Consider the following 26,715-nt stretch of genomic DNA (forward strand, 5'->3'; position numbering starts at 1 on the left):
GCTACACAATCCCCTCGAAACACGGCCCCCTGTCGTTTCTTCGTCTCCCACTCGTGAAAGCGTCCCTCACTGACCGATACTCCAACTTCACTATCGAATACTCCAACTAGCCAACATAATCACTACTAAGGAAATACTAAATACTTCATAATTAAGAGTTTGGTCTAACCGAAGAACGACACTCGGTGTGAGATGCCGCGAGAGGACAAACCCTTAGTCCGTGACGCACCAAGTGGTGGCAATGACGTTCCAACCGAACTCAAGTCTCGAGCAGTCCGAAGTCGACGACATCGTGGAAACAACCCTCGAGGAAAACGAGGTCGTGCTGTTCATGAAAGGGACGCAGTTGATGCCCCAGTGTGGGTACTCCCAGCGCGCACTCGAGTTGATCGGCACCTATCGCGAGGACTTCGAAACCGTCGACGTCCTCGAGTCCCTGCCGGAGTTCAGGACGGCGCTCTCCGAACACAGCGGCTGGGAGACGATCCCACAGACCTTCGTCGACGGCGAGTTCGTCGGCGGCTCGGACATCCTCGCTGAACTCGACGAACGTGGTGACCTCGAGTCGACACTGACCGTCGAGTAATGGAAGTGCGTGTTCGGGTGCCTGTTCGAGGCCGCCACCTTCGATTGTGCCCGATACGTATATGAATTCAAATGAATCGGGCGAGTATATAATAGCAGGTCATATATGGCCCGCCACCGTAGTAACGGGCAGACGACTGTCGCCCACCTTTCCACACATGTCAACAGAGGACTCCAGACACGTATATCGGTTGCACTCCACCCTCGAACTCCCACTCGAAGAACTACACGAGTTTCTCGAGACGGCGACCTACCCGGAGAAGGTCACCGACGTCGAGTTAACGCGGCGAAACAACACGCTGATTTTGAAAGCCGTCTCCGACGACGACAGCGTGAGCAAGTATACCCCGACGGCCCAGCTCAAAGCGAGCGTCACCGAAAACCGGGTGTACGAGGAAGACCCGGACGAGCGACGGAACTCCTTCCGGTGGGACGAGGAGGAAGAAGACGAGATCGAATCCGAACTGGTCGAGTTCGCGGCGTTCAAAGGCGACCGTGAAACCGTCCTCCAGAACTCCCTGCTCCAGTACGAGATGTTTCAGGTACTCTGTGCGATCGCCCAGGAGACCGAAAAGGGAACGCTGACCGCGATTTCGGAAAACGACGGCGAACTCGAGGCAACTCGTATCGTCGATGGGGAACCACGGCCAGCCGACGTCGAGGTCGTCGAAGGACCTCGAGAGCGAAAGGCCTCCTCTGCGGGGGTCAACTGGCGCGATAACAAATTTATTAGCGACTGATACTCGAGTTCCTTTCCTGAATACTGGGCATTCGATCCACTCGAAAGGCTAAACCGCATCTTAAGTTGTTCTCGAAGCAGATCGCTATCGCTTTTCTATTCGATAAGTAGTGAAAATATGATAATTGGGCCGTGGTGAATCACCATACGGCGTTGGATTCGCCTAGCTCACAGCACGCTTGATGTTGTAGACGACACACATCAGGACGATTTCACGGAACTCACGATACCAGCTTCGCGCACACACGGCGTCGCCGAGCGTGCGCTTGATCACCGAGAAGACGGTCTCAGACAACGCTCTCTGGCCGTAGAGAGCATCATCGATCCGCGCGTTATGCGCGTGATCGATGGGACGGAACTCACGATGCTTGATCAGCGGTCTTACGTCCTCTTCTCGGAGTTTATCACGTAACCGTTGCCAGTCATAGCCTTTGTCGGCGGCGAGGCTGTGCAACTCGCCCGCGTTGCGGCGGGCGAGTTGCCAGCCGATCTGCGTGTCGTGACGTTTTTCGGTTGTGCAGTGAACGTCGAGGATAGCTTGTGACGCTGTATCGACGAGAGCGGTTGTTTTGAGCGTCTGAACGCGGTAATTCGTGCGACGGCAGTAGTGTTTGCTCGCGTTTTCGCGGTCGAAAAATGTCGCGTCCATCGCCGCGTGACCAGATGGCTCGTGCAGCTGCGCCGACAGGCGCAGCAGCACTCGCCAGATCGCCATCTTGATCCTGTCAAACGCTTTTACCAGCGTCGAGTGATCAGGGAGATCGGCCTTCTCAAGGCCGATCTCCGCCAGTATTTGTGGCATCTCGCTCAGTAGATCAAGCGCTTCGCGGTAGGATTTCTCCAAGTAAATCCGGAGACAATGCAGCGAAACGACGGCGTAGTCGGCGAATCCGCCGCCACCCTGCGGGGCGGCGGATTCGCCTCGGCCACCAACAGCACTTTTAGCCAACGTCACTACCTTCCCAGTGAAGCGGGAAATTTTGGACATGAACCATCCGCCGTTTCCCGCTTCAACTCCCTAGTTCTGACGGATCAAGTCGTCGCAGTCTGGCGATTCACCAGAGCCGATAATTGTAAAACGCACCTCTGAAATTATTCCGACAAATCAAGATAACATATCAGCCTGGAATTGTTGATAAACAGGACGGCGTTCCCTCTCTCCTATTATCGCTAGTCCTGGCTTACTTCTATTTGTTGGTGTGCAATATTTAGGTACGTAATTTCTGGTGGTTGAACTGGACCTCCGATCGCAGGGTCCAGGAATTCTAGATGACCATGGTGGCTGATTTCTGACGTACCACCGATATCAACATGCCCAACAACAACAGACCCATCTATGATGAAATTGCCACTTTCTTCAAGGGTTGAACTTCCGTTTTCACCAGCAGGTGCGTAAACGACGCCCTCAAAATACGAATCCCCACTCATTGTTAACTCAAATTCTGAAGTTCCATACACCTGAAGATGTTGAGCGTTGATTTCACCGGGTCCTGGTTTATTTCCTTGCCTATCTGGAAATGAGCCGGTGCACTCGGTTTGATCTACGCACATCTGATCATCGATTGAGATATCTCCAGTAGTGTATATTTGCAATTCATTCTCGCCCCAGTTTGTGACACGGAATTCATTGTTTACGTTTAAACTTCCGTTCACCACCAGAACAACGTCTCCATTCTCGAGATCAACAGTAAGATCATCACCAAGATTTACTTCATCTGCGTAATACTCGCCAGCTTCGAGAGTCCCTCCAGTTAGTTCTCCTTCATTCGTGTACTCTTTTTCTGCAGTTGCTACTAATTCCCAAATTTCATTGTCAATTGGTTCAAGAGAATCATTTACTTCCACTTCGCCATCAATTCCGCCCGCCTCTCCACGCACAGTTGGTTCTTCTCGGACGTGGACAGCGTTCTCAAACGGTGTTGGACGATCGATTCGGCCGAGATCTACTCTCACTTTTCCTTTGTCACTTTCTTCTATTGGTTCTGCAAGGACACCACGTTCCCCGATCTCGTTGATGAAATACTGTTCCCAAGCACCCCAATATCTGCTTTCTATTGTTATTATCACCTGCTCATCTTCGACGACGGAACTGTAACCCTCGCTACTGTTCATTTTCAGACTTATCGAATCTGAGTCTAACTGGCCTTCACCAACGGCCTCAACCAGTTGGAAATTGAGGGTGTTTGTTACCCCGTCATATTCGATACGTGGTCCCGAAACCATCTGTGCATTTTCGCCAGTTCCTCGAATCACTGCACCCCCCTCAAGCGCATATATTCCCCCATCATGTCCTTCGTATTCTATAGCCCCAAAGGTAATGGGTTCTTCAAATTCCTCGCTGAGATTCTCGTAATCCACTGAGATTGATCCTGCATCGTCTCGAATTATTGCACCTCCGTCGCCAAGGTCTAAATTGATCGTTTGGCTGGTATCTGATTGATAACCTTGGGTGTGCATCGACTGTTTGAGTTCAATGAAACTCTGTTCAGCACGTTCATTTTCAGCTTGTTGTTGCTGGGCTCCGATCAGGTCTAATCCCACGATAAAAATTCCAAGAGAACCAATTAAGGCAATGCCAATGAGAAGTGTAAGCCCGACAACAGGAGTGGCCCCTCTTGAATCCTCACAAATTGTAGAGCCCATTAGTTGTCTCAATAATGACTATCGTATCATATTATACTTCTGGCCGTTATCCACTTGTTGATGACACTCTCTTAATATAGGCAGGCACTCAACAATATATACGTATTGTTTTAACCTCTAAATATGTATGCCTGTTCAGGAAACGAACAATCTGGTACATCGTGAGTCGAAACTATGAGTGTTCTTCTCATCTCGAGTACCGACAGAGATTTCCGCCGCCACAAGCGGTTTATCCCTGGTAATTATATCTAATTACACGATATGTCCGAGAACTTTCCCGACTACGTCGACGTCAACTATCAAGACGGCACCGATCAGGATCCAACGGATTACCCGCACGTGCACGAAAAGATCGAGAAGGCCATCGAGGTCACCCGCCAGGGCCTCGAGCAGTACGAAAACCCGGCGGTGATGTGGACCGGCGGCAAGGACTCCACGCTCGTCCTGTACATCGTCAAGGAGGTCGCGGACCGATTCGACCTCGAGGTACCGCCAGCGATCTTCATCGACCACTACCAGCACTTCGACGAGATTATCGAGTTCGTCGACCACTGGGCCGAGGAGTGGGACCTCGACGTCATCTTCGCTCGTAACACCAATATCGGCGAGTACGTCGACGAACACGGCCTCGAGCCGGGCGACGACATTCCCGTGGCGGACCTCGACGAGCACAACCGGCATCACATCGAGAACATCCTCGAGTACGAAGACGAGTCGTTCCCGTTCTTGCTCGACACCTACGCAGGGAATCACCTGCTGAAAACCGTCGCGCTCAACGACGCACTCGAGGAGTACGACATCGACGGAGTCATCTCCGGCGTTCGATGGGACGAACAGGAAGCCCGTGCCGACGAGACGTTCTTCTCGCCGCGTCACGACCCGGACATTTACCCGCCACACGACCGCGTCCAACCGATTTTGCACTTCGAAGAACGCGCCGTCTGGGAGGCGTTCTGGCAGTTCGTCGTCCCCGATACGGTCGAGCACTTCCCGGACGAGGGGTACGTCCCGGAGAGTGCAGACGACCTTCCGGAGGGTGTCGAGCAGGCTGACATCCCCGTCTCCCCGAAATACTGGGAGGGATTCCGGTCGCTGGGCAGTGAGATCAGCACGAAAAAGGCCGAAGACGAGCCGGCCTGGTTGCAGGACCTCGAGGGAACGACCGAGCGGGCCGGTCGCGCTCAGGACAAAGAGGACCTGATGGCTCGGCTGCGAGATCTGGGCTACATGTAGGTTCGAGGGTTACCTCGGGTCTCCAGTTGACTGGGCGAAACGAAGCCTCCGAAGCCAACGGTCGTGGTACCACGACCCTCGCAAGCCTTAACCGTGTATCGGCGTTGTGTTTAGAAGCAATGGCGAAAGGAAACGTTGATTTCTTCAACGACACAGGCGGCTACGGTTTCATTTCGACGGACGACGCGGACGATGACGTATTCTTCCACATGGAAGACGTCGGCGGCCCGGACCTCGAAGAAGGCACCGAGATCGAATTCGACATCGAACAGGCCCCCAAAGGCCCTCGCGCGACGAACGTCGTCCGCAACTAATTTTCTGACTTCAGATCGCCGCGGTTAGGCACTCTGAACGACGAACGCTCTCACCTCTCGAGAGTGGTGACGATGCGTCGTATCTGGAATCCCCCATCACCCGAGCCGAGGATGGTGTTCTCCCTCGAGAACCGAGGGTGCAATTCTCCACAATCATTAGGGCGGTGGCGGATAACGTGTCTATATGAACATACTGGTGCCGTTCGATATCCAGCCGGTTAGCGAACGAGCGGTTCGAGCAACCCTCGAGCTCTTCGGCGATAGAGAGGACGTTCACGTCGTGGCGACACACATCAGTGACGCTAAAGCGGACCCCGCACGGATAGCGGCGAGCGAAATCGAGTCGCTCGGCGACAACTACGAAGCGTCGGTCGAAGCAGAGGTTCGACTCATCGAGGGCGATCCCGATTCCAGAGCCGTCATCAGAAAGGCGATTACCGATATCGTTGCCTCGGAAGATATCGACCTCGTCATCCTCGGTTACGAGTCGAAATCCCTGTTCGATCGGGTTCTCGAGAGCGACACGACCGAGCGACTTCTCCAGAAACACGAAATTCCCGTCCTGCTCGTCCCGTAATCCACACTCGAGTGAACTACTGAGTCGCTCGATACTCGCCGTGTTTGACGCCAATTGCGAGCGCAATCGCTCCGAACACGGCCATCGATGGGAGCACCATCATCAGAACGGTGTCGGTCCCCATTCCCATCGGCATGGTTAGCAGAATACCGACGCCGACTGCCACGATCAGTGCGAACGCTCCAACGGTTTTCGGGAGATCGAACTCGAGTGCCATACGGGGAGATACGATGGGATTTCTCCTAAGGATGTCGGATGCGGAACCGAGGATGGGCGGTGTAAATTTATCCGTCGGCGCTTGACGGAGCACTCAGCAAGGGACGACAGGCCGTGTTAATTCGTCGGCCGGACGACGTTCGCCAGCGCGACCATCGCACCGAGGAACCAGCCAAGCGGGAACGAAAAACCGAGCCACATGCCCGCGTAGGCGACTCCCTCGAGCTGGTAGTTATCACGGAGATACGTGTTCAGGTCGCCGAAGACGAGAACGGTGTCGAGCAACCAGACGGCCAGATCGTAACTCGGCTCGAGGACGTGGGGCTCGAGCGAGGGTGTTACCAGGGCGGCGACGACCGGCGGGAGAAACAGGGCCGTCATAGCGAACGGGTACGCCAGGGCAACGGACAGGGGGCGACCGCCGAATTTCGAGCAGGTTGCGGCCAGTGCAGTCGACAGCGTTGCGACGCCGCTCGCGGCGGCGACGGCGAGAAAGGCGTCCCAGGGCAACTGGATGTGGGCAATAACGGTCAGGATACCCCAGAAAAGCAGTGCCACCCCGGTTGCCCCAACGATACCGAGTCGCGTCGCCGTCGAGTCGAGTTTGGCGGCGTAAAACCGCGTTGCCAGTCCGATGACCGTCAGCGGGTACACGAGCAAGAGACCGAGTGCGCCGATCGCGCTCCAGAGGGCGTACCCGATCTTTTGTGGGAGCGTTTCGGGTTTCCACTTCCCCATGACGGAGTGGCCACGGCCACGCTGTCGGGGAAAGATAAGTTCCATCCACGCCCCGTGTAAGAGCGCCAGATCAACCTTCACCGCGGCGACGATCCCACCACCGCCTCGGTTGCGTGCACGGGTAGACATTATCCAACCAAATCGACTGCGATACCGTAAACTTTCCTCCTCGAGACGATCACTCGAATCGAACAGTCAGTGCTCGAACATCATACAATGCCGGTGTCGTGGTATAGTAGCCAGTGAAAATTATTGCGCACCCTGCCGCAGGGCGACATCGGGATAGGGGGTATGGATCGTTTCAATGACCCTCTCGCTATGATCATCAGTGGACGATCGAACACTGTAACCGACGGCAACACCCTCACTGGAGGTTCCAAGGGGCCGCATCGGGATCGACTTCGCGGTGGACACTGTCAATGCTGTCAAGCGTTGTAACGTCTTCGTCGTCTAGCTCGAGGGAAAGCGAAGCGAAGTTGTCCGCGAGGTGGTCAGTACCAGTGGCTTTCGGTATCGCCGTAATCCCCTTTTCACGTAGCCAGGCCAGACTGACCTGCGCTTCGCTGACGTCGTGTTTCTCGGCTACGGACCCAATTTCAGGGACGTCGAACACCTTCCCTCGAGCGAGCGGTGAATAGGCGACGAGTTCGATTTCGTGGGCTGCACAGACCGCCCGGAGTTCGGTCTGTGGCAACAGCGGATGGCACTCGACCTGGTTGGCAAATATCGGTGCATCGAGTGTCTCGACCGCCTCTTCGATGTGTCGTGGCTCGAAATTACTCACGCCCACGCGCTCGATGTACCCGTCGTCGTAGAGATCGTCGAACGCCGCGAGGGTTTCTTCTGTGTCGTAAGTGTTGATAGGCCAGTGGACGTACAACAGGTCGACGGCATCGACACCCAGTTTCTCGAGGCTCGTTTTCGTCGTCTCGATGACGTCGTCGTAAGCCAGATTCGACGTCGATACTTTCGTCGCCAGAAAGACCTCCCTGCGGTCCACGTCGGCCGCTTCGATGCCGCGGCCGACGAACTCCTCGTTGTCGTAGCCCTGGGCAGTATCGACGTGTCGGTATCCCATCTCGAGTGCGTTGGCGACGCTTTCGGCACACTGCTCCGGATCGTCGAGCTGCCAGGTGCCGAGGCCGAGAGTAGGCATCCCGTTCGCTCGCGGATGGTCGCCACTGTGGTCAGTGTTCGTCATCGTATCTCGGGCCACGTCCGGGAGTCGAAAAGACGTTTGGGTTCCAGCAGTCCGAGGCGGGTGTGACCGGGTCGGACGAATCCGTTATTCGAAGACAGGGACCGGCGAATCGACTTCGAGCACGCCGGCGAGTTCGACCGAGTCACCGATGTCGCTGTCGCCTTCGAGTCGGGCCATCACGCGAGTCGAACCGAGGTCGACGATACCGACCCTGTAGCCCCCGTCGAACCCCTGGGGGGCGACGGCGACCGTCGTTTCCGTATAGAGCGTGCCCGTCGTCGGTAGTTCGATGGTCTCGCGTTCGCGCGACCCACAGGTGTTACACGCCCCAGACGGGGTTGCAGTTTCCGCGCCGCAGTCGCGACAGCGCTGGCCGAGAAGCCTCCCTTCACGAAGCGCTTGCGTCCAGGTACGGTGGTTCAACTGTTCCGGAAGCGATTCGGTCGCCTCGCTCGAGTCTGTCTCGCTCATGCATCTCCCTCCAGGATCGAAACGACAGTCGTTGCAGCGTCGCCACCGAGGTTGTGTGCGAGGGCGTGCGTTGCCCCTTCGACCTGGCGTTCGCCGGCCTCCCCACGAAGGTGTTCGGTGAGTTCGACCAGTTGCGCGATGCCGGTTGCTCCGATAGGGTGGCCCTTGGCTTTCAGCCCGCCGCTCGGATTAACCGGGATTCGTCCACCGAGTGCAGTCGTGCCCTCGACGGCCGCCGTGCCCCCTTCGCCGTCTTCGACGAATCCGAGGGCTTCGATAGCCAGTATTTCCGCGCCGGTGAAACAGTCGTGGACTTCTGCCACGTCGACGTCTTCTGGACCGATGCCGGCCGCCTCGTAGGCCTGGGTCGCGGCATCCCGTGCCGACTGGGTGGCCGTCATATCCTCCTTTTCGGCGAGTGGAACGACGTCAGTTGCGTGACCGATACCGGTGACAGCGACTGAGTCTGCTTCCATGTCGGCAGCGACGTCTTCGTTCGCAACGACGACGGCAGCGGCGCCATCCGAGAACGGACAGCAGTCGAACAGTCGGAACGGCGTGGCGACGATGGGGCTGTCGAGCACTTCTTCGACTGTCGTCTCGGTGCCGAACTGTGCGCGATCATTGAGCGTCCCGTGGCCGTGGTTCTTGACGGCAACGGCAGCGAGTTGTTCCTCGGTCGTACCGTGCTCGTGCATGTGTCGGGTCGTCAGGAGCCCGAAGACGCCGGGAAACGAGATGCCCGTTGGCTGTTCGTACTGGCGATGTGACGCCGACGCGAACACTGACGTCATTTCGGGCGTCTCGAGTCCGGTCGTCGGCGTACAGCGTTCGACGCCGCCGACGAGGACCACGTCGTGCTGGCCGGCTTCGACCGCGCGAACGGCGTGTTTGAACGCATTCGAGGAGGTCGCACACGCGTCTTCGTAGCGCTGACAGGGAATCCCGGCCAGTCCAAGGTGGCTCGCGATGGTCGGCGCGAGATGGGTATCCCGTTCGGACTGGCCACTCATCGCGTTCCCCAGATAGAACGATTCGATTGCCTCTCCGCCGACGCCAGCATCGTCGAGCGCGTCGAACGCTGCAGCGGCGAAGAGTTCCGTGAGTGGCGTTTCGTGAACGCCGAAGTCGGTCATTCCGACTCCGACGATATGTGCCTGATGCATATTCGTAGTGTTGGAGTCCATGGCAAAAAACGATGTGAATTACCGCGCAGTCATTCGATTCCTTCCATCGCGTCGACGACGCGTTTGAGGATCTTTCGTTCGGCTCGGCGGACGTTTTTCGAGACGGCTGTGTCCGAGATGTCGAACTCCGAGGCGAGCATTTGCAGCGTTGCTCCCCGCGGTTGATCGAAGTAGCCTTTTCTCGCTGCGACCGCCAGCGTCTGGCGTTCGACCTCCGATAACGACCGACAGCCTTCGAGTAAGTTGCTCGCAGCGTCGGCGTTCTCGAGCAGGTCATACAGTTCGGTCAGCTCGAAATCGTCTTCCGCGAGAACGTCGAACTCGTTGTTCCGCTCGAGTTCTGCGAGCGCGTCATCGGCGGTGTCCCCGGTATCGAATCCGACCTCCCAGCGTTCACTTCCATCCTCGATGTGAAACGGGCCAGTGATGTAGCCGTGATTGTCCCGGATAACGCGCATAGCGTCTGTTTCGTCGATAACGGTTCGCAACAGTGCCGTCCCCTCGTGCTTTTTGAACAACGTACACTCTTGCATATTGTCGTGAGCCTGTAACGTCGAGAGGCCCGACTCGAGAATCGAGCGGTCCTCGCCTTCGACCATCATCCGCGTCTCGAGTTCGCGTCGCCGGCTATCGAACTCCCACTGGACGGCCGTGAACGCGACATCGTGGTCGTCGCTGGTGTCGATGAACGGGCAGTCGTACTGCTCCATGTCCAGCGTGAAGTCAATCATGATCTATCACATGGTTTCCATGACCATAACCGTAGCTGTCGGTTTCGATGCCAGCCGTGTCGAAACGAGATTCGTGGCAGCCATACGGCCTCGGGGGTGCCACTCACGTCCCGTCACCACCAAATCGATCTTCGATAGCCGCACGATCGATCTTCGAGGGGCCGCTCATCGGCATCTCGTCGACGAACGCGAGATACTTGGGAATCTTGAATCGGGCGAGTTTGCCGTCAAGGAACACCTCGAGGTCCTCGAGCGTGAGTGACAATTGCCTCTCGGTAGACTCGGCCGATCCCATGTTTGCGGTTCCCGTTCCGCCGTCAGCAGTTTCGACGGTGTGGCCCGTCGTTCCCACATCGGGGCCATATCCTTCGGCGAGTTCGACGACCGCCTTGCCGACGGTTCCCCACTGATCGTCGGGAACGCCGACGACAATGGCTTCGGCGACGGCATCGTGTTCGGTGATGACATCCTCGACTTCTGGCGGGTACACGTTTTCTCCGCCGCTGATGAACATGTTCTTCTTTCGCCCCTCGATGTGGAAGTAGCCGTCCGAATCGATTCGAGCCAGATCGCCTGTGGATACCCAGGGACTCGAGTCCGATGCTCGCTCTCCGAAGGTTTCTTCTGACGCCTCGGGATTGCGCCAGTACTCGCGCGCACCGTGTGGGCCGGTCAGTTCGAGTTCGCCGACCCCACCGTCGTCGAGTTCGACCCCGTCCTCGTCGACCACCCGCGCATCCGCGTGGAAGACGGGTTTGCCGACGCTCGCCACCTTGTCGTCGCCGTAATCGTCGGGCATCGCGAAGTTGTTCGGCCCGATTTCGGTCAATCCGTAGCCCTGTGAGAAGTCGACTCCACGCCGTTGCCAGGCACGGACGATGGTTTCCCGGCAGGGGCCGCCGCCGCTTTTCACGAAGCGAAGACTCGAGAGGTCGGTTGCCTCCCAGTCGTCGTCGGTCGCCATCGCACGTAACACGGCGGGAACAGCGACGAGAATCGTCGCGCCGTAGGTTTCGACCTGCTCGAGGACGCGTGTGGGTTCGACCTCGCGGTCGATGACGACGGTCGCCCCCATGTGAAACAGCGGGAGCGTGAGAACGTTCCAGCCCCCGGTGTGGAACGTGGGAAACACCATCGGCGTGACGTCGTCCGGACGAAGCCCCCAGGCGGTAATGGTGTTCATCGAGTTCCAGTAAATCGAGCCGTGGGTGATCGTCGTCTCCTTGGGCGTCCCGGTCGAACCGCCGGTGTGTAACAGCAGGTGCGGATCAGAGAGGGACCGTTCCCGGGACGCAACTGGACTCGAATCCGATGGCCGTTCGTCGCTATAGACGTCCCAGCCGCCCGCAGGATCGTCTGTCTCGACTTCGAGGACTGCCGGATCGACCGACGAGCGAGCAATGGCGTGCTCGAGCCGTTCGACGTACGGCGACTCGATAACGAGCAGGTTCGGGTCGACCAGGTCGAGGAGCGCGGCCAACTCCGGAGGTGCCAACCGATAGGACAGTGGAGCCAGCACACCGCCGGTTTTTCCTGTTGCAAAGAACAGGTCGAACACCTCGAGTCGGTTCCGCGAGACGACGGCGACACGGTCACCATCAGTCACGTCGTGCGTTTCCAACAGGCGCGCGGTTTGATTTGCCCGGTCCTCGAGGTCGCCGTAGGTGACGCTCGTTTTCGTTGTCGCGTCGACGACGGCGGTTCGGTTGGGGCTCAGCGATGCGCGTCGTGCCGCCCAATCGCCAACCCACCGATACGGTTCGTCACTCCAGTTCACGGTGAATCACCGTGTTCCACGTCCTTGCTCCGAGGGGGTATCCGTTCACTTCCTCTCAATGCACCAGCCATCCGTTCAGACACCTCCAGTGTCGATCGGGTTGGCTTCGAAAAACGCCTCGAGTCGATCTGTGACCCAGTCAGCCGACTCGATGAAAAACAGGTGTGGGCCGCCCCCGACAACCTCGAGTCTGGCGTTCGGCAATAGCTCTGCGAGCAGGTGTGCGTTTTCCACGGGCAACACACGGTCGGCCTCGCCGTGCATGATGAGCGTCGGCGTCTCGAGGTTCGGCAGTTCGTCCGTCGCGTCGAACGTCGCCACGCCAGCCGCCTGTGCCTGTTTCGCCGGGTCGCTGGCGTCGCTCTCGAGTCGCCAGTCCACGATTCGTTCGACGAGTTCGGGTTCGTTCTCGTAGAAGCTATCGGAGACGGCTGGGCGCATTCGGTGTTTGATGCGCTCGCGTTCGTCGGCATCGGGGGGCGCGGCGAACATTTGTTCCTGCGTCGCGTCCGGCACTGGCACGGCGTCCGGTCCGCCCGGCGTCGTACACAACAGCGAGAGTGACGCCGCCCGGTCGTATTCGAGGGCATAGCGCTGGGCGATCATCCCACCCATGCTCGCCCCCACGACGTGTGCCCGGTCGATACCGGCGTCTTCGAGGACGGCCTCGAGATCGGCGGCCATGGTTTCGATCGAGTACGGTCCCTCGGGAACGTCCGACTCGCCCGTGCCGCGATTGTCCCACAGCACCGTGTGATAGTCTGCGGCGAGTGGCTCCTGTTGCCAGCGCCACATCCACCGGCCGTAGCCCAGTCCCTCGATGAACACGACCGGTTCGCCATCGGATGGCCCGCTGACCTCGTAGGCCAGCCGAACGTCGCCGTTGGTCGCCTGTCTCATGAGTATCTAGTAGGTTTCTCAGCGACCAAGTATCCTGACGTTCGACTATCAACCCTCGACGCTGTCGGTTCGAGTATCAACCTGCAGGTACAGGCAGGTTCGGCCGAATCAGTACGTATGTCGATAGCTCAACCTGGCGACCAGACGCGCTCGCGCCGAGAGATTACAACGGATCGTATCGAACAGTTCGCGGACATCACCGGCGACGACAACCCACTACATCTCGATCCGGAGTACGCGGCAACGGGCCTCTTCGATGGCCGGATCAGTCACGGAATGCTCGCTGCAGGCGTTATCTCGAGCGCGCTGGCCAAACTCCCTGGAGACATCATCTATCTTTCACAGGACCTCTCGTTCGAGCAGCCAGTGTATCCCGGCGAGACGGTCACGGCAACTGCAAACGTTGTCGAAGCGCTCGGCGACAATCAATTCCGAGTCGAAACGATCGCTCGCACGGACGACGGTGTCGTTGTCGACGGCGAAGCCACGGTACTCGCACTCGCTCGAGACGAGGCCGCAGACTGACTCGAGCCCGTGTTTTACCCGCCGACAGAAGCCAAAATACCCTACACCAATACGCGCTCGAGCGCGACGACCGTCCCTGTATCGGCTGTGGGGTCGCCGACGAGTTTTCCCAGACAAATAGCCGCTCCGTCGGGAGTATAACAGGCGACGAGCGGAGGCGAACCGTCCTCGCCGACGAACTCGATGTCCGCGTCGATAACGCCGGGCGCGTACACTGGCGCACCGGTGGCGACCGACTCGGCTGCACTGGGAGCGATGGTAATCCCCGGGAGGCCCTCGAGAATCCGTTCGGCCGGCTGGACGATTTCGAGGAGAGGGTCCGGATCGTCGTCTTCGTTCCAGAACGCCAGTGCGTCGAGGAGTTCGTACGCAGAGACGAGCGTCGAATCGTCGAACGGTGCCGTTTCGGTTCGTCGAAGATGACCCATATGGGCTCCAGTGCCAAGTGCCAGCCCCAGGTCGTGACACAGCTTCCGGACGTAGGTCCCGCTCTCACAGCGAATCCGTAACAGGACCTTCCGTTCGCTGGTTTCGAGAACCTCGAGGTCGTATATTTCGCGAACTCGCAACCGACGTGAGACAGCGCTCTTTCGTGGCGGCTTCTGGTAGAGCGGTCCTTCGAACTCTGCGATGACCGATCGGGCATCAGTTGGTACCGGCCCGTGGCACTCGAGGACAGCGACGTACTCCTTTCGCCCCTCGAGAAATGCCGGGGCAAGACGGGTCGCGTGGCCGAGCATGAGCGGGAGGCACCCGGTGACTTTTGGGTCGAGCGTACCTGCATGTGAAGCCCGATCTATCGGTGTCTTACCAGCCTCGCTGAGCGTCTCTGCGACGGCGTCACGAATCCAGCCGCTCACCTGATGGGAGGACGGACCAGGGGGCTTATCGAGATTGACGACCCCGAACTGTAACAGAGCTGTGGGCGGTCGCTCGGATGGCGGGCCACGTCGAATCATTAGAACTCCGCGTCGATGTCGACAGGTGTTTTCCCCTCGTCAGACCGGCTATCGTAGGCTTCGACGGCGGTGACGAGCATATCGGCGACCGATTCCGGACCCCACCGTGCGGTGTTCACCGAGAGGTCGTAGATGCTGAGGTCGTCGAACTCGATGCCATAGTACTCGCGATAGCGATGGACCTCGCTTGCTTCGCGTGCGCGAGTTTCCTCCATTGCTCGTTCGGGCGTTTTTTCCTCTCGCTCGGCGATTCGTTCGCCCCGAACGGCGAGGGGCGCATCGAGCCAGAACTTGAGGTCAGCTTGCTCGGCGGCGAGCCAGCCCGCCAGTCGCGATTCGAGCACTAGATCCTCGCGTTCGACGGCAATCTCGCGGAGTCGCCGGTCCAGATCGCGGTCAATCTGATCGTTCTCCTCGGCCAGTTTATTGAACTCGAGTGGCGTATAGCCGCGCTCGTCGGCCAGCTGTCGGAAAATATCGCCCCCGCTGACGTGCTCGAAGCCGAATTCGTCGGCCAGCAACTCGGCGTTCGTGGTTTTTCCCCCGCCCGGTGGACCGGAGACGGTTAGTAACATGGTCGAACTGCGTTCGGACTGGTAAAATGGGTTTTGAATCGTTTCCCTCGAAGCGTGGCCTTGTTAGAAGGTGCCGCGCAGTCATTACCGATGGGGACGTCACGTTACTCGATCTACGGTCAAAGAACGAGTTATACCTTCACCACCGGTTCCTCGAGACATAGTCTCGGAAGTGGCATCCGGCGAACATACCGACTCAACGTCGGAGCACGTGAGAGAGTGTTGAAGCAATTCCCATGAGGTGGTAGCCGAATCTGAATACCCGGGGTAAAATATTGGACAGAGGTAGCAAACTCGAGCCTTCGGGCAGCGGCTGAAAACGGTGTCGGCCTAGCTCGTCGCCGGCGACATATCGATGTTGAGCGCCTTTCGCAGGAGCTGGATGAATCCCATCGAACAGAGGAAATACCAGACAATCCACGCACGGAGTGGACCGATGATGCCATCGCTCCACTCGACTTCGCCGGCGATCGGCATGATGACGGTTTCGGTAACCACCTGATCGCCGGTCGCGTGGATTTTCCAGTACATCCAGAGGAACAGCGGAATGGTAAAGAGCATGATCCAGACCATCGGTCGGAACTGCTCTTTGAACATGCCAAGGTTGTCCGCCATGGCTTCCATCTGCTCTTCCTGGACCTTGTCGAGTTCGTTGTCGAGTTTCTCGAGTTCGGCCTCGCTTGCGCCTCGTTCTTCGGCTTCCTTTTTGCGTTCCTGGACATCGCTGCGTTTGTCCTGCATGGCTTTCATCCGCTCCTGGTACTTGCCCATGCGTTCCATGTCCATCAGGTTCGCCTGGAGGAGCGTCGAATACAGCCCCGTCAACATCGCGACTGCCAGGATAACGGTGTAAAACGGCATCGAAGCAGCCAGCGGACCGAGCGCGATGTCGATAACTCCGCCGATCGAATCTCGAACGGAGTCGAACCAGTAGCCGACCATAAACAGGACCGACGCCAATCCGGCCAGTTTGTCCCACTGTGACCATTTCGAGGCCTCCGCGTCGACTTCCGGCAGATCTGCCGCCCCTTCGGCGTCGCCGTCGAGCGCGCTATCGAACGCCTCCCGGTCGGCTATCTCGAATCCCTCGTCACCATCGACCAGTACCCCTTTCTCGATCAATCGACCCCACTGCCCACTCGTCAGGTCATCTCGAACGTCCGCCCACTCGACTTCGCCGCCGTTTTCGTCGACCGTCTGGCGAATCGACTCGAGTGCCTCCTCGAAGGAGCCATCTTCGCGGACGAGGGCATTGATCTTCTCCGCTGTACGCGTCATCTGCTTGGGCTAGGTCACCTGCGGTATACAAGTGTTTATCTTCGCGCCCGGGTCGGGGGTTATCGTACTCGCTTTCCGTTCAACACACCCATTGCTTTTAGTTAGAAGTAGAACTCGAATCATCACTAGTGTATAATCAATACTTTTATAAATATATAGGTGAAATTAGCAATCGTATGGGTGTGGTAACCGAGGGCATATCAATTGAACAGCGAGGTGACGCACCGCTCATCGGCGTTGTCTTGCTATTTGGTATGGTATTTGTTGGGGCGGCAGTGCTCGCTGTGACGGGAATGGCTGCGCTCGAGGCACTCGAGAGCAGTTCAGCACACGAACAGGCAGCTTCGTCCGTGGACATGACTCATCACGGAATTTCGACGACGACAACGACCTACTCGGAGGAAGTCGTCCCGTGGACTGACGCCAAGTACAGTGACGATGGGACGGTATACATCGTGTGGTACAACGAATCCGAAGCTGGCTCACTCGATCCGGATGGTGAGGCCGCTGTCCATCTCGAATCGCTCGGTGCGATCGAATACGAAACCGGAGACAGTGTTCTCGCCTATCAGAGTGGTGGGACGTGGGAACGAAGCGGTTCGACCACCACCGTGCGATCAGCACCGACGATGGCTGGAGACGACGGTCTCACTCTCAGTTTCGTCACCATCGATGAAGATGACGTCCGAGGTTCAGAAGCCACGGTTCGACACCAACCAACCGATGGCTTCAACGGCGCTATCGAAGAGGCAATGTCGGCTGCTCGTAGTAACGGCTATACGGATGTCGCAGTCGTCATCGAAAGCGAGTTTCACGATGGATGGCGAAGACATCTCGAGTCGACGTTCGGTGCACAGAACGTATCGACGGACGTCGCGTCCTTTGAAGACGAAAACTACGTTGGTGGCTCGTTCGATGTCGACGGTTCTCAGACCGTAATCGCGACGCAGACGGAGACGATGGAGCCAGTGCCGCCGTTCTTCTGGGTGAAAACGGACCGGGGGTTAGTCGATGCAAGCGGTTCTCCGACAGACACGTTTGTCAACGCTGGCGGTGACTGGATGAACTTCGAAACGACTGTCGAGAACACTGGCGACATCGATGACGAACAGGATATCCGTCTGCGAATACCCGGCGTCGAATTCAACACACCACATCACGAAGCGACAAAAACGCTTGCTGGCGGCGAGTCTGCCGACGTTACTCTCTCAGTCAATCCCGGGCAGGCCAAGGGCCTCGAGTCCGGCCAGACGTACGAATACGAGATCCTGACCGAGGACGACGAAACCGATCCACGGGGCTCGTTTTATTACACCGAATATGAAGGCGTCGAATACCGGATTAGCCAGACGGCAGTGAGTCGATCCGGAGAGTTGATCAACGTCTCTACTGACATCGCAAACATCGGTGCAAAGAACGGATCGAAGAACGTTACACTCACTATTAGGGGTGAAACGTCTGGTCAGGAAGTTACCAGTACAACCAGCCCCATGCCGCTTGAGTATGGATCGAACGCTACTGTTTCGTGGTCGATAAACGAAACCAACTGGCCCAATGGCGAGTATGAACTCGATATCGTTACGGGCGACGAAGGACCACAGGGTCCAAACAACCCCGACAATGCAGATTCGTCAGCCACTTTCGAGGTAACCAATGGATTCGAACCGCAAGTTGCAGTCACCGCCGATCTAGGCGTCCCCGAAGACCAACAGGTGTCCGGAGAGACGGGCCACGTCATTCCCGATGGAGCTGATGCCTCGATCGAAGTGAGCGTAGCAAATACACATTTATTCGAACAAGAACAGCCAGTGACGCTCACCCTCATGGACGATGGGACAGTCGTCGAGCAGGTGGAAAAATCGATCACGATCGACGGTGCGAGCACGAAGCAAATTTCCCTTCCAATTGCTGATCACGCGGTCGATGCGGGCACAATCTACCAGTACGATATCGCTACCGAAGACGACTCTCTCGATCACCTGGGGTCGTTCCTGGTCGTCGAAGATGGCGACACCCCTGCGTTTTCGATTGAGGGAATCGACGTCCGCAATTCGTCTGTCAAGCCGAACGATGCTCTCCACCTCGATGTTACCCTCACGAACGAAGGCGACGCTGGGGAGCAGTTCGTCTGGCTCGAGGGCTTCCATGACGATATCGTCGCCGTCGACGACATCGATATCGATGCAGGGGAGTCCAAAACTGTGCCTATCGTGTGGGATAGCGTGGCTGCCCCTCGGTCTGGGGAGACGACGTCAGTGACGCTTCGAACCGATGGAGATAACGCGACAGCGAGCGTCGACGTTGATCCACTTTTACAGGTCAACAGCGTGGAGTCCACCGCCGATGTTATTTCGCCCGGTGAATCGGTACAGATCGTGACGGAACTCGAGAGCGTCGCTGGCACTGCCAGCCAACAGGTCTCCCTGGAGCGTGCCGATGGAACGATTATCGACACGACTGCCGTCACTGTCGACGAAGATGAGACGAAAACCGTCACCTTCGACTACCAGACCGATGCCGATACGATCACAGAGCGAGTCTCCGTGACGACCGACGACGACGAACGTGACGGATTGGTCGTCGTCGAACGAGATGGCCCAATCTGTGACGCTGTCGACTACGAGGGAGCCGGGACCGAGTCCGACCCCTACCAGATTAGTACGATCGATGAACTCCAGTGTATCAACGACCACGACCTCGAGGCACACTACGAACTCGTCGCTGATATCGACGCACACGGCACAGAGTACTGGAACGATGGGAAAGGATTCGAGCCGATTGGTCCAGACGGTCACAACTATCCAAACACCTATTGGCAATCTCCTGAAGCAATTGACCACGAACCGTTCGGCGGGAACTTCGACGGAAACGGACACGTTATCGATGGGCTAAGTATTGACCGCCCCGATGAGAATTTCGTCGGCCTGTTCGGCGCAACCAGTTATACGCAGGATTTCCATCCCGTTACGGGCGATGATGTCCAACCTGGTGATGGTTCTGTGATCCAAAGTGTCAGACTGACAAACGTGAGCGTCGTTGGGAATCAACACGTCGGTGGACTGGTCGGGCAGGCTGGGGGAACGGTTCTTGACGCTCGAAGTGAAGGCTACGTCGAAGGCCAGGAGCAGTTGGTCGGCGGTCTCATCGGTGATGGTGCCCACGCCGATATCGATAATCGGCTCGTTGCAGTTGGAACTGTCGTCGGTGGTGAGATCAACGCCGTTGGCAATAATCGATTGAACCACGAGGGAATTGGCGGACTTGTCGGCCGTGCCACCTGGAATACGCAGGTTTCGATGGCGTATACACACACGGATGTTAGCGGTGACGAACACGTCGGTGCTATTATCGGTACGTCTTCGTACCGCGATTCGACGTTCGAACAGATGTATACGAGTGGGACAGCGACTGCCGACAGCGCTGAAGCGGGAGCAGTCGTCGGCACGGTCCTGTCTCACGGGGACGAGTTTGCAGATAGTATCTACTGGGATACGACCGTCGAACCGGCAGCATACGGTGAGGCGGGCAACTGGTTCCGTGACATCAATATGAACCGTGTGCAGACCGAGTGGAACGGAAGAAACACTCAGGAAATGACCGGACTCGAGGTAAACCAACCCGGACACATGGAGAACCTCGTATTCGAAGAAGACGGCGGCCCGTGGGTTGCGATACCCGATTCGTACCCACGGTTCGCCTGGGAACTCGCCGCTGAAGGAACGTTCGATGTCTCGATCGACGAGGCCCCAGAGGAAGCCACTGCCGGGGAGTTCCTCGAGGTCGAAGTGACGGTGACGAGTCGGTACGAAGACAGCGATGAATCAGATGTGACACAGACGATCGTTCTCACTGACCCCGATGGACAAACGGTCGACACGCAGTCAGTCACGTTACCGAGCACGCTCGGAAAAGATGAAACAGAACAGATTACACTGGTCTGGCGGACTGACGACGAAGACGTCGGAACTGGTGATCTCACCGTCCGCAGTGAGGAGAATCAGGAGACGACGACGATCGAGATCAGCCCACTCGAGTTGGGTCCTGGGCAATCCGATGGAGACGTTCCAGATATCGGGATTGGTGACGGTGGTATCGAAAACGGATCGCCACCGAATCTGGGCCCTGGTCACTCGGATTCGGGTGCAGAGAACGGATCGGTACACGATCCGAACATCGATATCAGTATCGATGGTGTGACTATCCACTAGCGGTTTCTCCGACTGTCGGATAACCGGCGACGTCTTCCGCTCTCGCTCACACGTCACCGCTTGACGTAGTAGTCCTCTCCCAACTGTCGACTCATGGGTGAAATCGACCGTTACCGCCCGATTTCAGCCATGGGTTCCGGTTTAGGAAGCCTAGCTCGTTTCTTCGACCGTTTCCTTCACGTCCTCCCACACGTCATCGGGTGGCTGCTCACCATCGACTCGCTCGAGGCGACCGTCATCTTCGTAGTATTCGAGAACTGCTGCCGTATTCTCGGAATACACACGGAGTCGTTCACGAACGGTCTCTTCGGTGTCGTCTTCCCGCTGGATCAACCTTTCTTCGACGTCGGGGTCTTCCGGCGGGTTGTATTCGACGTGATAGATGTCGCCCGTTTCGGGGTCCATCCGTCGCCCGGTCAGTCGGTGGACGAGTTCCGCCTCACTCACGTCGAGGGCGATAACGACGTCCAGATCCGTCATTCCTTCGAGTTCTTCGACTTGCTCGAGGTTGCGTGGATAGCCATCTAAAATAAAGCCATCTGCCGAAGAGAGTGCTTCGTCGACGATTGCGTTGACGACGGCGTCTGGCACGAGTTCACCCTGATCCATGTACTCGCCGGGGGTGTCGTACTCGAGGTCGAGATGGGAGATATCCATCTCCTTGTTCGACCGGAGTGCGTCTCCGGTCGTGATGTGTTCGATATCGAAGTGGTCTGCAATTTTTGCGCTCTGGGTTCCTTTGCCGGCCCCGGGAGCCCCGAGGATGAGAATACGTGGCTGTGCCATATGCGCTCGTTCAGCGCCAGCACATAAAGGCTTAAAGAATGGCGCACGATCATCCGGCTATGACGCGATTTTCCGCCGAGACGCCCCGTGAACGGGTACGGCTGATCGTCGACGCGATTACGGCTCACCGCGAGCGGGCGAGCCCGTACCTGACGATCGAGATCGACGAAACGAGTCTCGAGGATGGCGCCGGACCGGACCCCGACCTCGGCGTCCCCTGGATACAGTTCGCCGATGGAACGATCAGCCTCGATTGTACTGACGACGAACTCGAGCGGTTGAAAGGGTTACTAGCAGAGTTTCCGGCGTTCAAAATCGAGGAACTGATCCGGCCCGAAGAAGCCGAGGGGACGAACGCGCGCGTGAGCGCGAAAGCTGATCCGAACCGGATTGCCCAGTTCTGTGACGGCGTGATACAGGAGGTGTTCGATTGCCCTGAAGACACGATTATCTGGATTGCTGCGGTGTGAAAAACGGTGATAGCACAACGGAACCGTTTGTGCGGCACAACTGACGGGAATTGTCGTCGCTACGTGTCGATCAGCGGCCAGGTCAGTTCGTCGCTGACACAACAACGGACAGCGTAACGAGTTATCGGTGATTGCCCGAGTGAAGACGAGGACAACCGATACTCAAGCACAACAGACCGTGTTAATCGATGGTCAACGAGTTGTCGCCGACAGCCTCATCATCGACACCCTCGTCCCACTCGAGTTCGAACTCAACACTCAGTTCGGGCGTCCCACCCGAGGAAGACGTTTCTCGCTCGGCCTTGATTTCGAACGTGGGGTTTGCCGGGACGTCCATCGTAACTGAGTCTGTTCCTGACTCGAGGCTGAGTGGCTCCCCGCTTTCGATTCGGTCGGCCACAGAGCGAAGGTAGTCAGCGATTTCGTCAGTAGACATTTGCTGTTCGAATTTGAAGAGGACTTCTTCTGGCATACATTGAATAACGTGGTCACGGCATAAAACCGTACCCCTGGCTCGAGGTCGAATCGATAGATGGTGGGGCCGCTCAACTGACCTCATTTCGCCACGGTAAGCAGGAATTATGCCGCCTGTTCGCCAGGAGAGAACGACAGACAAAAGACCAGGTAGTCAAACTATACAGTGACGGACATCGGCTGGTGTGACGACGCAACCGAAAATCTGGTGAACGACTGCCTTGTTCGCTCACCAGATTTTGGTGGGGCGTTTCCAAATAGATAAGTGCACCCAGCCATCATCGTCCCATAACAGGACTACTCAACCGAGGTGACCACAATCTCCATCCCACTTCCGACCCTGCTGATGACACGTGTCGACGTTTTCGAGGATATCTTCCTCGTGTTCCTTGGACTGGGGACGCTCGTCGGTATCATCGTCATCACTTACACGTTGTATAATGCGTACAAATACCGTGACGACGGCGCTCGCGACCCGGACGAAAACTTGCCCACGCTGGGCGAGCTCCCAACGGGTGGTAGCGGTGGGAAGAAGCTCTTCCTTTCGTTTATTCTGAGTGCCATCATCGTCATTTCGCTGGTTCTCTGGACCTACGGCATGCTGTTGTACGTCGAAGACGGGCCCGAAGGACCAGGCGAAGACGCAATCGAAGTTGACGTCGAAGGATTCGCCTTCGGCTGGAGCTTCTATTACGAAAACGGCGTCGAATCCAGTAACGAAATGGTCGTCCCAGCAGACACACCCATCTGGATTGAGGTGACTGCGACAGACGTCTGGCATGCGTTCGGCGTTTCGGAGTTGCGGGTGAAATCCGACGCACTCCCAGGCGAAACTGACGTTACGTGGTTCGTTGCCGAAGACGAAGGTGAGTATCTGATCGAATGCTTCGAACTCTGTGGCCCCGGCCACTCCGGCATGGAGGGCACGTTGACGGTCAAGAGTGAAGCCGAATACGAACAGTGGCTCGAGGACCAGTTGACGGTCACGATCGATCTCGAAGACGCGGAGGGTGAACCAATCACCGATCCGGACGCAATCGAAGGCTCGCTTGTGCACGGTGATGACACCGTTGTGACCTTCACCGAGGACGACTTCGAGGACGGCGAACTCCGGATTACTGTCGACGAGGGAGACACGTATACGCTGCTCGTCGAGTCGCCAGATGGCGCCTTCGAAACGATCGAGATGGACGTCGACATCGTCAGCGGTCCAGACGAAACCCTCACACTCGAGGAACCCGGTGATGACGACGAAAACGATACTGAAGACAATGAAAACGACGGAGGTGACGACTGATGGGCGATGACTTTCCCCCAATGCGGTCTGTGAAACGGTGGTTAGTAACCACGAATCACAAAGACGTGGGGATTCTGTATCTGAGCACCGCCCTCTTTTTCCTGGTCTTCGGCGGTGTGATGGCACTCCTCTTCCGTGCACATCTCTGGGAAAGCGGCGGTGCCGGTATCCTCACTGACAGCACCTACAATCAGGCGGTGACCTCACACGGCCTATTGATGGTGTTCTGGTTCCTGTCGCCGTTTGCGGCAGGCTTCGCGAACTACTTCGTGCCACTGCAGATTGGCGCAAAAGACCTCGCGTTCCCACGGCTCAACGCGTTGAGCTACTGGTTCTATCTGTTCTCGGGCGTCCTGCTGATGATTTCGTTCTTCATTGGCGGCACTTTCGAGGGTGGTTGGACCATGTACGCACCGCTCAACGTACCGGCGTACACGCCGTTCGAGGCAACGGCTGGCGGGACTGCGACCATCATGGCGCTGATGATGTTCACCCTGTCGATCACGTTCGGTACGATCAACTTCCTGACGACGATCCATCGCCAGCGTGCGGAGGGACTCGGTCTCTGGAACATGCCGATGTTTACCTGGTCGTGGTTGTTGACCGTCTGGATGATGCTCTTTGCGTTCGCTGCACTGCTCGCAGCACTGCTGTTGCTCACGATCGACCGCGTGATGCTCACGCAGTATTTCGGTGCTGGTGAGGGTTCGAGTTTGCTCTGGGCACACATCTTCTGGTTCTTCGGCCATCCCGAGGTGTACATCGTCTTCTTCCCTGCGCTGGGAATCATGTTCGAAACGTTCCAGACGTTCACTGGACGCCGCCTTGTCGGTCGAAAATGGGTCATTATTGCGCTGGTCCTGGTTACCGTTCAGTCGTTCCTCGTCTGGATGCACCACATGTTCCTGACGACGATCAACCTCGAGATCAAGACGCTGTTCATGGCGACGACGATCGGTATCTCGTTGCCGTTCGACCTGATGGTGTTCGCACTGATCTATACGATGATCAAAGGTCGGGTTCGGTTCACCACGCCGTTCCTGTTCAGTCTCGGTGCGCTCGTCTTGTTCATCCTGGGCGGCATTACCGGGGTGTTCCTCGGCGCGGTCGTACTCGACTACGAGTTCCGGGGCACCTACTGGGTCGTTGCCCACTTCCACTACGTGATGGTTTCCGGCGTGACGGCACTGATCGCCGGCCTGTACTACTGGTGGCCAAAGATCACCGGGAAGATGTACAACGAGACGCTCGGCAAACTCAACTTCGCTGTCTACTTCGTCGGCTTTAACCTGCTTTACTTCCCGATGTTCCTCGCCTGGGAAACCCCACGGCGTGTGTTCCACTTCGCGGAGGGCATGACGATGTATCACCAGATGGCGACCGTCGGAGCGTTCGTTTTCGGGGCGTCGTTCCTGATCATGTTCTACACGCTCGGGAAGAGCCTCGTTTCCGGTCCAGACGCGCCGGATAATCCCTGGGAGTTCTCCCGAACGGCCGAGTGGACGATTCCATCGCCCCCACCGCTCGAGAACTGGGATGGACGACCGAGTTACGCGACCGGTCGTCTCGAGTTCGTCGAAGAGAAGCCTGCAGCAACGGACGGGGGAACGGGAATAGCTACGACAGAAGGCTCGAACGCCGTACTCGACGCACACGAACACGAGGAAGAACACGCCGACCACGCCAGCATCTGGCCGCTGGGAATCGGGTTCGGTACCTTCATCATGTTCCTGGGCATCTCCGGTCTCGGTCCGTACGTCGCCCGGTTCGCCAACGCCCAGGGCGCGAACGTCGATGGATTTGGCGATCCGAACATCGTCTATCCGATTCTCGCCGTGACCGGACTGGGTCTGTTGTTGTACTTCCTCTGGCAGTTCGGTATGGAGGAGTTCCAGGCACCCGAGATGGAAGTGGCCGAACGCTGGCCGTTCGAAGGCGTCGATAATGGCAAATTCGGTCTCTGGGTATTCCTGGCATCAGACGTCGTGGTCTTCGGTGCCGTGCTGGGAGCGTTCATCTTCATGCGCCTCCACACCGGCTGGTCCGACTGGACGACTGTCCCACCGGCGGCCTGGCCCGGGTTGCTCAACACGTACGTGTTGTTGACCTCGAGTTTCACCGTCATTCTGGCACTGGTCATGGCCGAACGTGGCAACAAGAAGGGGTTGCTTGCGACGCTCACCGCTACCCTGATGCTCGGCTTCACATTCATGGGCGTAAAAGCCTGGGAGTACAATGCCAAGTTCGCCGAAGGCGACTTCTGGTTCAGTGGCCTCGAGTACTCCATCTACTACGTGACGACGGGACTGCACGGACTCCACGTCCTGCTTGGTCTGCTCGTTGCCGGGTTCATGATCTACAAGATCATCCTGTATGATGCCTACCTCGAAGACCACCGACCAGTCGAGTTCTTCGGCCTCTACTGGCACTTCGTCGATATCGTCTGGGTGTTCCTGTTCCCGCTGTTCTACCTGATGTAGGCGGATTCAGCCCCCGACGAACTTTTCGACGCTGTTTGTGATTTTTAATTCTTCCTCGAGTGGGCTATCGAATTCGATGTTGATGGGATTGTTCTCAGTCTGAGAGCCGGTGGATACTTCGATCGATGCGCGTTCGACGCTCACCGAACCGTCCGTGTCCGACGGGGTAACTCGACCAGACCCATACCACTGGTACCGTCTCCTCATGCTTAATCATCGAAGCGAGCCTCTTGGAATAGTCAGGGGCCCAGTGACCGTACAGTGGGAGCTGGCCGCAATGTTGGCGGTGGTGTACGAAAGAATACCTATCTTGAAACGAAAATCACTGCCGTCCCCAATACACGTTTTTCC

At 57.3% G+C, this 26,715-nt stretch carries 26 protein-coding genes; 10 read left to right on the forward strand and 16 right to left on the reverse strand.

The features are described 5' to 3' along the window. Positions 1–241: 241 nt before the first annotated feature. Positions 242–586, forward strand: a complete 345-nt coding sequence (locus NLK60_RS05535) for a glutaredoxin family protein (protein ID WP_254809890.1) — start codon at positions 242–244, stop codon at positions 584–586. Positions 587–743: 157 nt separating this feature from the next. Beyond that, positions 744–1,325, forward strand: a complete 582-nt coding sequence (locus tag NLK60_RS05540) for a DUF7110 family protein (RefSeq protein WP_254809891.1) — start codon at positions 744–746, stop codon at positions 1,323–1,325. 162 nt (positions 1,326–1,487) lie between these two features. On the opposite strand, the gene NLK60_RS05545 is transcribed toward NLK60_RS05540, so the two are convergent. Then, a complete protein-coding gene (locus NLK60_RS05545) occupies positions 1,488–2,312 on the reverse strand; it encodes an IS5 family transposase (RefSeq protein WP_254809892.1) in 825 nt (274 codons plus the stop codon). A gap of 182 nt (positions 2,313–2,494) precedes the next feature. Beyond that, positions 2,495–3,967, reverse strand: a complete 1,473-nt coding sequence (locus NLK60_RS05550; protein WP_254809893.1) for a DUF7289 family protein — start codon at positions 3,965–3,967, stop codon at positions 2,495–2,497. A gap of 261 nt (positions 3,968–4,228) precedes the next feature. Here NLK60_RS05550 and NLK60_RS05555 point away from each other — a divergent pair, with 261 nt between their 5' ends. The 3 genes from NLK60_RS05555 (at position 4,229) to NLK60_RS05565 (ending at position 6,091) form a co-directional block, all read left to right on the forward strand. Further along, positions 4,229–5,200, forward strand: a complete 972-nt coding sequence (locus NLK60_RS05555) for a phosphoadenosine phosphosulfate reductase family protein (RefSeq protein WP_254809894.1) — start codon at positions 4,229–4,231, stop codon at positions 5,198–5,200. A 119-nt stretch (positions 5,201–5,319) separates the two neighbouring features. Then, complete coding sequence (locus NLK60_RS05560; RefSeq protein ID WP_097009945.1) at positions 5,320–5,514, forward strand: cold-shock protein; 195 nt, start codon at positions 5,320–5,322, stop codon at positions 5,512–5,514. 184 nt (positions 5,515–5,698) lie between these two features. Next, positions 5,699–6,091 (forward strand): universal stress protein, encoded by a 393-nt coding sequence (locus NLK60_RS05565; protein ID WP_254809895.1) that lies wholly within the window; start codon positions 5,699–5,701, stop codon positions 6,089–6,091. Positions 6,092–6,107: 16 nt separating this feature from the next. On the opposite strand, the gene NLK60_RS05570 is transcribed toward NLK60_RS05565, so the two are convergent. The 8 genes from NLK60_RS05570 to NLK60_RS05605 all read right to left on the reverse strand — a co-directional run bounded on the left by NLK60_RS05570 (position 6,108) and on the right by NLK60_RS05605 (position 13,312). Continuing rightward, positions 6,108–6,308, reverse strand: coding sequence for a DUF7333 family protein (locus tag NLK60_RS05570; protein ID WP_254809896.1), 201 nt, complete (start codon positions 6,306–6,308; stop codon positions 6,108–6,110). Between the two features lie 116 nt (positions 6,309–6,424). Next, the gene (locus tag NLK60_RS05575; protein WP_254809897.1) at positions 6,425–7,174 is read right to left on the reverse strand and encodes a hypothetical protein; all 750 of its coding nucleotides are present in this window, start codon (positions 7,172–7,174) and stop codon (positions 6,425–6,427) included. Positions 7,175–7,409: 235 nt separating this feature from the next. Continuing rightward, positions 7,410–8,246, reverse strand: coding sequence for an aldo/keto reductase (locus tag NLK60_RS05580; RefSeq protein WP_254809898.1), 837 nt, complete (start codon positions 8,244–8,246; stop codon positions 7,410–7,412). 84 nt (positions 8,247–8,330) lie between these two features. Continuing rightward, positions 8,331–8,717, reverse strand: a complete 387-nt coding sequence (locus NLK60_RS05585; protein ID WP_254809899.1) for a Zn-ribbon domain-containing OB-fold protein — start codon at positions 8,715–8,717, stop codon at positions 8,331–8,333. Beyond that, positions 8,714–9,883 (reverse strand): thiolase domain-containing protein, encoded by a 1,170-nt coding sequence (locus NLK60_RS05590; protein WP_254809900.1) that lies wholly within the window; start codon positions 9,881–9,883, stop codon positions 8,714–8,716. Before NLK60_RS05590 ends, NLK60_RS05585 begins: the two co-directional genes overlap by 4 nt. A 50-nt stretch (positions 9,884–9,933) precedes the next feature. After that, a complete protein-coding gene (locus NLK60_RS05595; protein WP_254809901.1) occupies positions 9,934–10,635 on the reverse strand; it encodes a helix-turn-helix domain-containing protein in 702 nt (233 codons plus the stop codon). Positions 10,636–10,738: 103 nt separating this feature from the next. Then, positions 10,739–12,412 (reverse strand): AMP-binding protein, encoded by a 1,674-nt coding sequence (locus tag NLK60_RS05600; RefSeq protein ID WP_254809902.1) that lies wholly within the window; start codon positions 12,410–12,412, stop codon positions 10,739–10,741. 75 nt (positions 12,413–12,487) lie between these two features. Beyond that, complete coding sequence (locus NLK60_RS05605) at positions 12,488–13,312, reverse strand: alpha/beta fold hydrolase (RefSeq protein ID WP_254809903.1); 825 nt, start codon at positions 13,310–13,312, stop codon at positions 12,488–12,490. Between the two features lie 117 nt (positions 13,313–13,429). On the opposite strand from NLK60_RS05605, the gene NLK60_RS05610 reads away from it, so the two are divergent. Next, positions 13,430–13,837 (forward strand): MaoC family dehydratase, encoded by a 408-nt coding sequence (locus NLK60_RS05610; RefSeq protein ID WP_254809904.1) that lies wholly within the window; start codon positions 13,430–13,432, stop codon positions 13,835–13,837. Positions 13,838–13,878: 41 nt separating this feature from the next. Here the strand turns inward: NLK60_RS05610 and NLK60_RS05615 are convergent, their stop codons facing one another. From NLK60_RS05615 to NLK60_RS05625, 3 genes are all read right to left on the reverse strand, one after another. Then, complete coding sequence (locus tag NLK60_RS05615; RefSeq protein WP_254809905.1) at positions 13,879–14,796, reverse strand: RNA-guided pseudouridylation complex pseudouridine synthase subunit Cbf5; 918 nt, start codon at positions 14,794–14,796, stop codon at positions 13,879–13,881. After that, complete coding sequence (cmk, locus tag NLK60_RS05620) at positions 14,796–15,371, reverse strand: (d)CMP kinase (protein ID WP_254809906.1); 576 nt, start codon at positions 15,369–15,371, stop codon at positions 14,796–14,798. The genes NLK60_RS05615 and cmk overlap by 1 nt, the downstream gene beginning before the upstream one ends. Before the next feature lie 330 nt (positions 15,372–15,701). Continuing rightward, the gene (locus NLK60_RS05625) at positions 15,702–16,649 is read right to left on the reverse strand and encodes a DUF106 domain-containing protein (protein ID WP_254809907.1); all 948 of its coding nucleotides are present in this window, start codon (positions 16,647–16,649) and stop codon (positions 15,702–15,704) included. A 176-nt stretch (positions 16,650–16,825) separates the two neighbouring features. Here NLK60_RS05625 and NLK60_RS05630 point away from each other — a divergent pair, with 176 nt between their 5' ends. Beyond that, a complete protein-coding gene (locus NLK60_RS05630) occupies positions 16,826–20,857 on the forward strand; it encodes a DUF7289 family protein (RefSeq protein WP_254809908.1) in 4,032 nt (1,343 codons plus the stop codon). A gap of 150 nt (positions 20,858–21,007) precedes the next feature. Here NLK60_RS05630 and NLK60_RS05635 read toward each other — a convergent pair whose 3' ends face one another. After that, positions 21,008–21,643 carry an adenylate kinase gene (locus NLK60_RS05635; RefSeq protein ID WP_254809909.1) on the reverse strand — a complete coding sequence of 212 codons (636 nt, stop codon included), beginning with the start codon at positions 21,641–21,643 and terminating at the stop codon, positions 21,008–21,010. 59 nt (positions 21,644–21,702) lie between these two features. Between NLK60_RS05635 and NLK60_RS05640 the strand changes: the two genes are divergently transcribed. Next, complete coding sequence (locus NLK60_RS05640; RefSeq protein ID WP_254809910.1) at positions 21,703–22,113, forward strand: DUF7975 family protein; 411 nt, start codon at positions 21,703–21,705, stop codon at positions 22,111–22,113. Between the two features lie 181 nt (positions 22,114–22,294). Here the strand turns inward: NLK60_RS05640 and NLK60_RS05645 are convergent, their stop codons facing one another. Continuing rightward, the gene (locus tag NLK60_RS05645) at positions 22,295–22,585 is read right to left on the reverse strand and encodes an amphi-Trp domain-containing protein (protein ID WP_254809911.1); all 291 of its coding nucleotides are present in this window, start codon (positions 22,583–22,585) and stop codon (positions 22,295–22,297) included. Between the two features lie 348 nt (positions 22,586–22,933). On the opposite strand from NLK60_RS05645, the gene coxB reads away from it, so the two are divergent. Together coxB and NLK60_RS05655 are read left to right on the forward strand one after the other, a co-directional pair. Further along, on the forward strand, positions 22,934–23,884 hold the full coding sequence (gene coxB, locus NLK60_RS05650) for a cytochrome c oxidase subunit II (RefSeq protein ID WP_254809912.1): 951 nt from the start codon (positions 22,934–22,936) through the stop codon (positions 23,882–23,884). Beyond that, on the forward strand, positions 23,884–26,364 hold the full coding sequence (locus tag NLK60_RS05655; RefSeq protein ID WP_254809913.1) for a cbb3-type cytochrome c oxidase subunit I: 2,481 nt from the start codon (positions 23,884–23,886) through the stop codon (positions 26,362–26,364). The genes coxB and NLK60_RS05655 overlap by 1 nt, the downstream gene beginning before the upstream one ends. Positions 26,365–26,370: 6 nt before the next feature. Here the strand turns inward: NLK60_RS05655 and NLK60_RS05660 are convergent, their stop codons facing one another. After that, positions 26,371–26,571: a hypothetical protein gene (locus NLK60_RS05660; RefSeq protein ID WP_254809914.1), complete on the reverse strand. Its 201-nt coding sequence runs from the start codon at positions 26,569–26,571 to the stop codon at positions 26,371–26,373. Positions 26,572–26,715 lie beyond the last annotated feature (144 nt).

Source organism: Natronosalvus amylolyticus, from assembly GCF_024298845.1.
In the GTDB taxonomy this organism is placed as follows: Archaea; Halobacteriota; Halobacteria; order Halobacteriales; family Natrialbaceae; genus Natronosalvus; species Natronosalvus amylolyticus.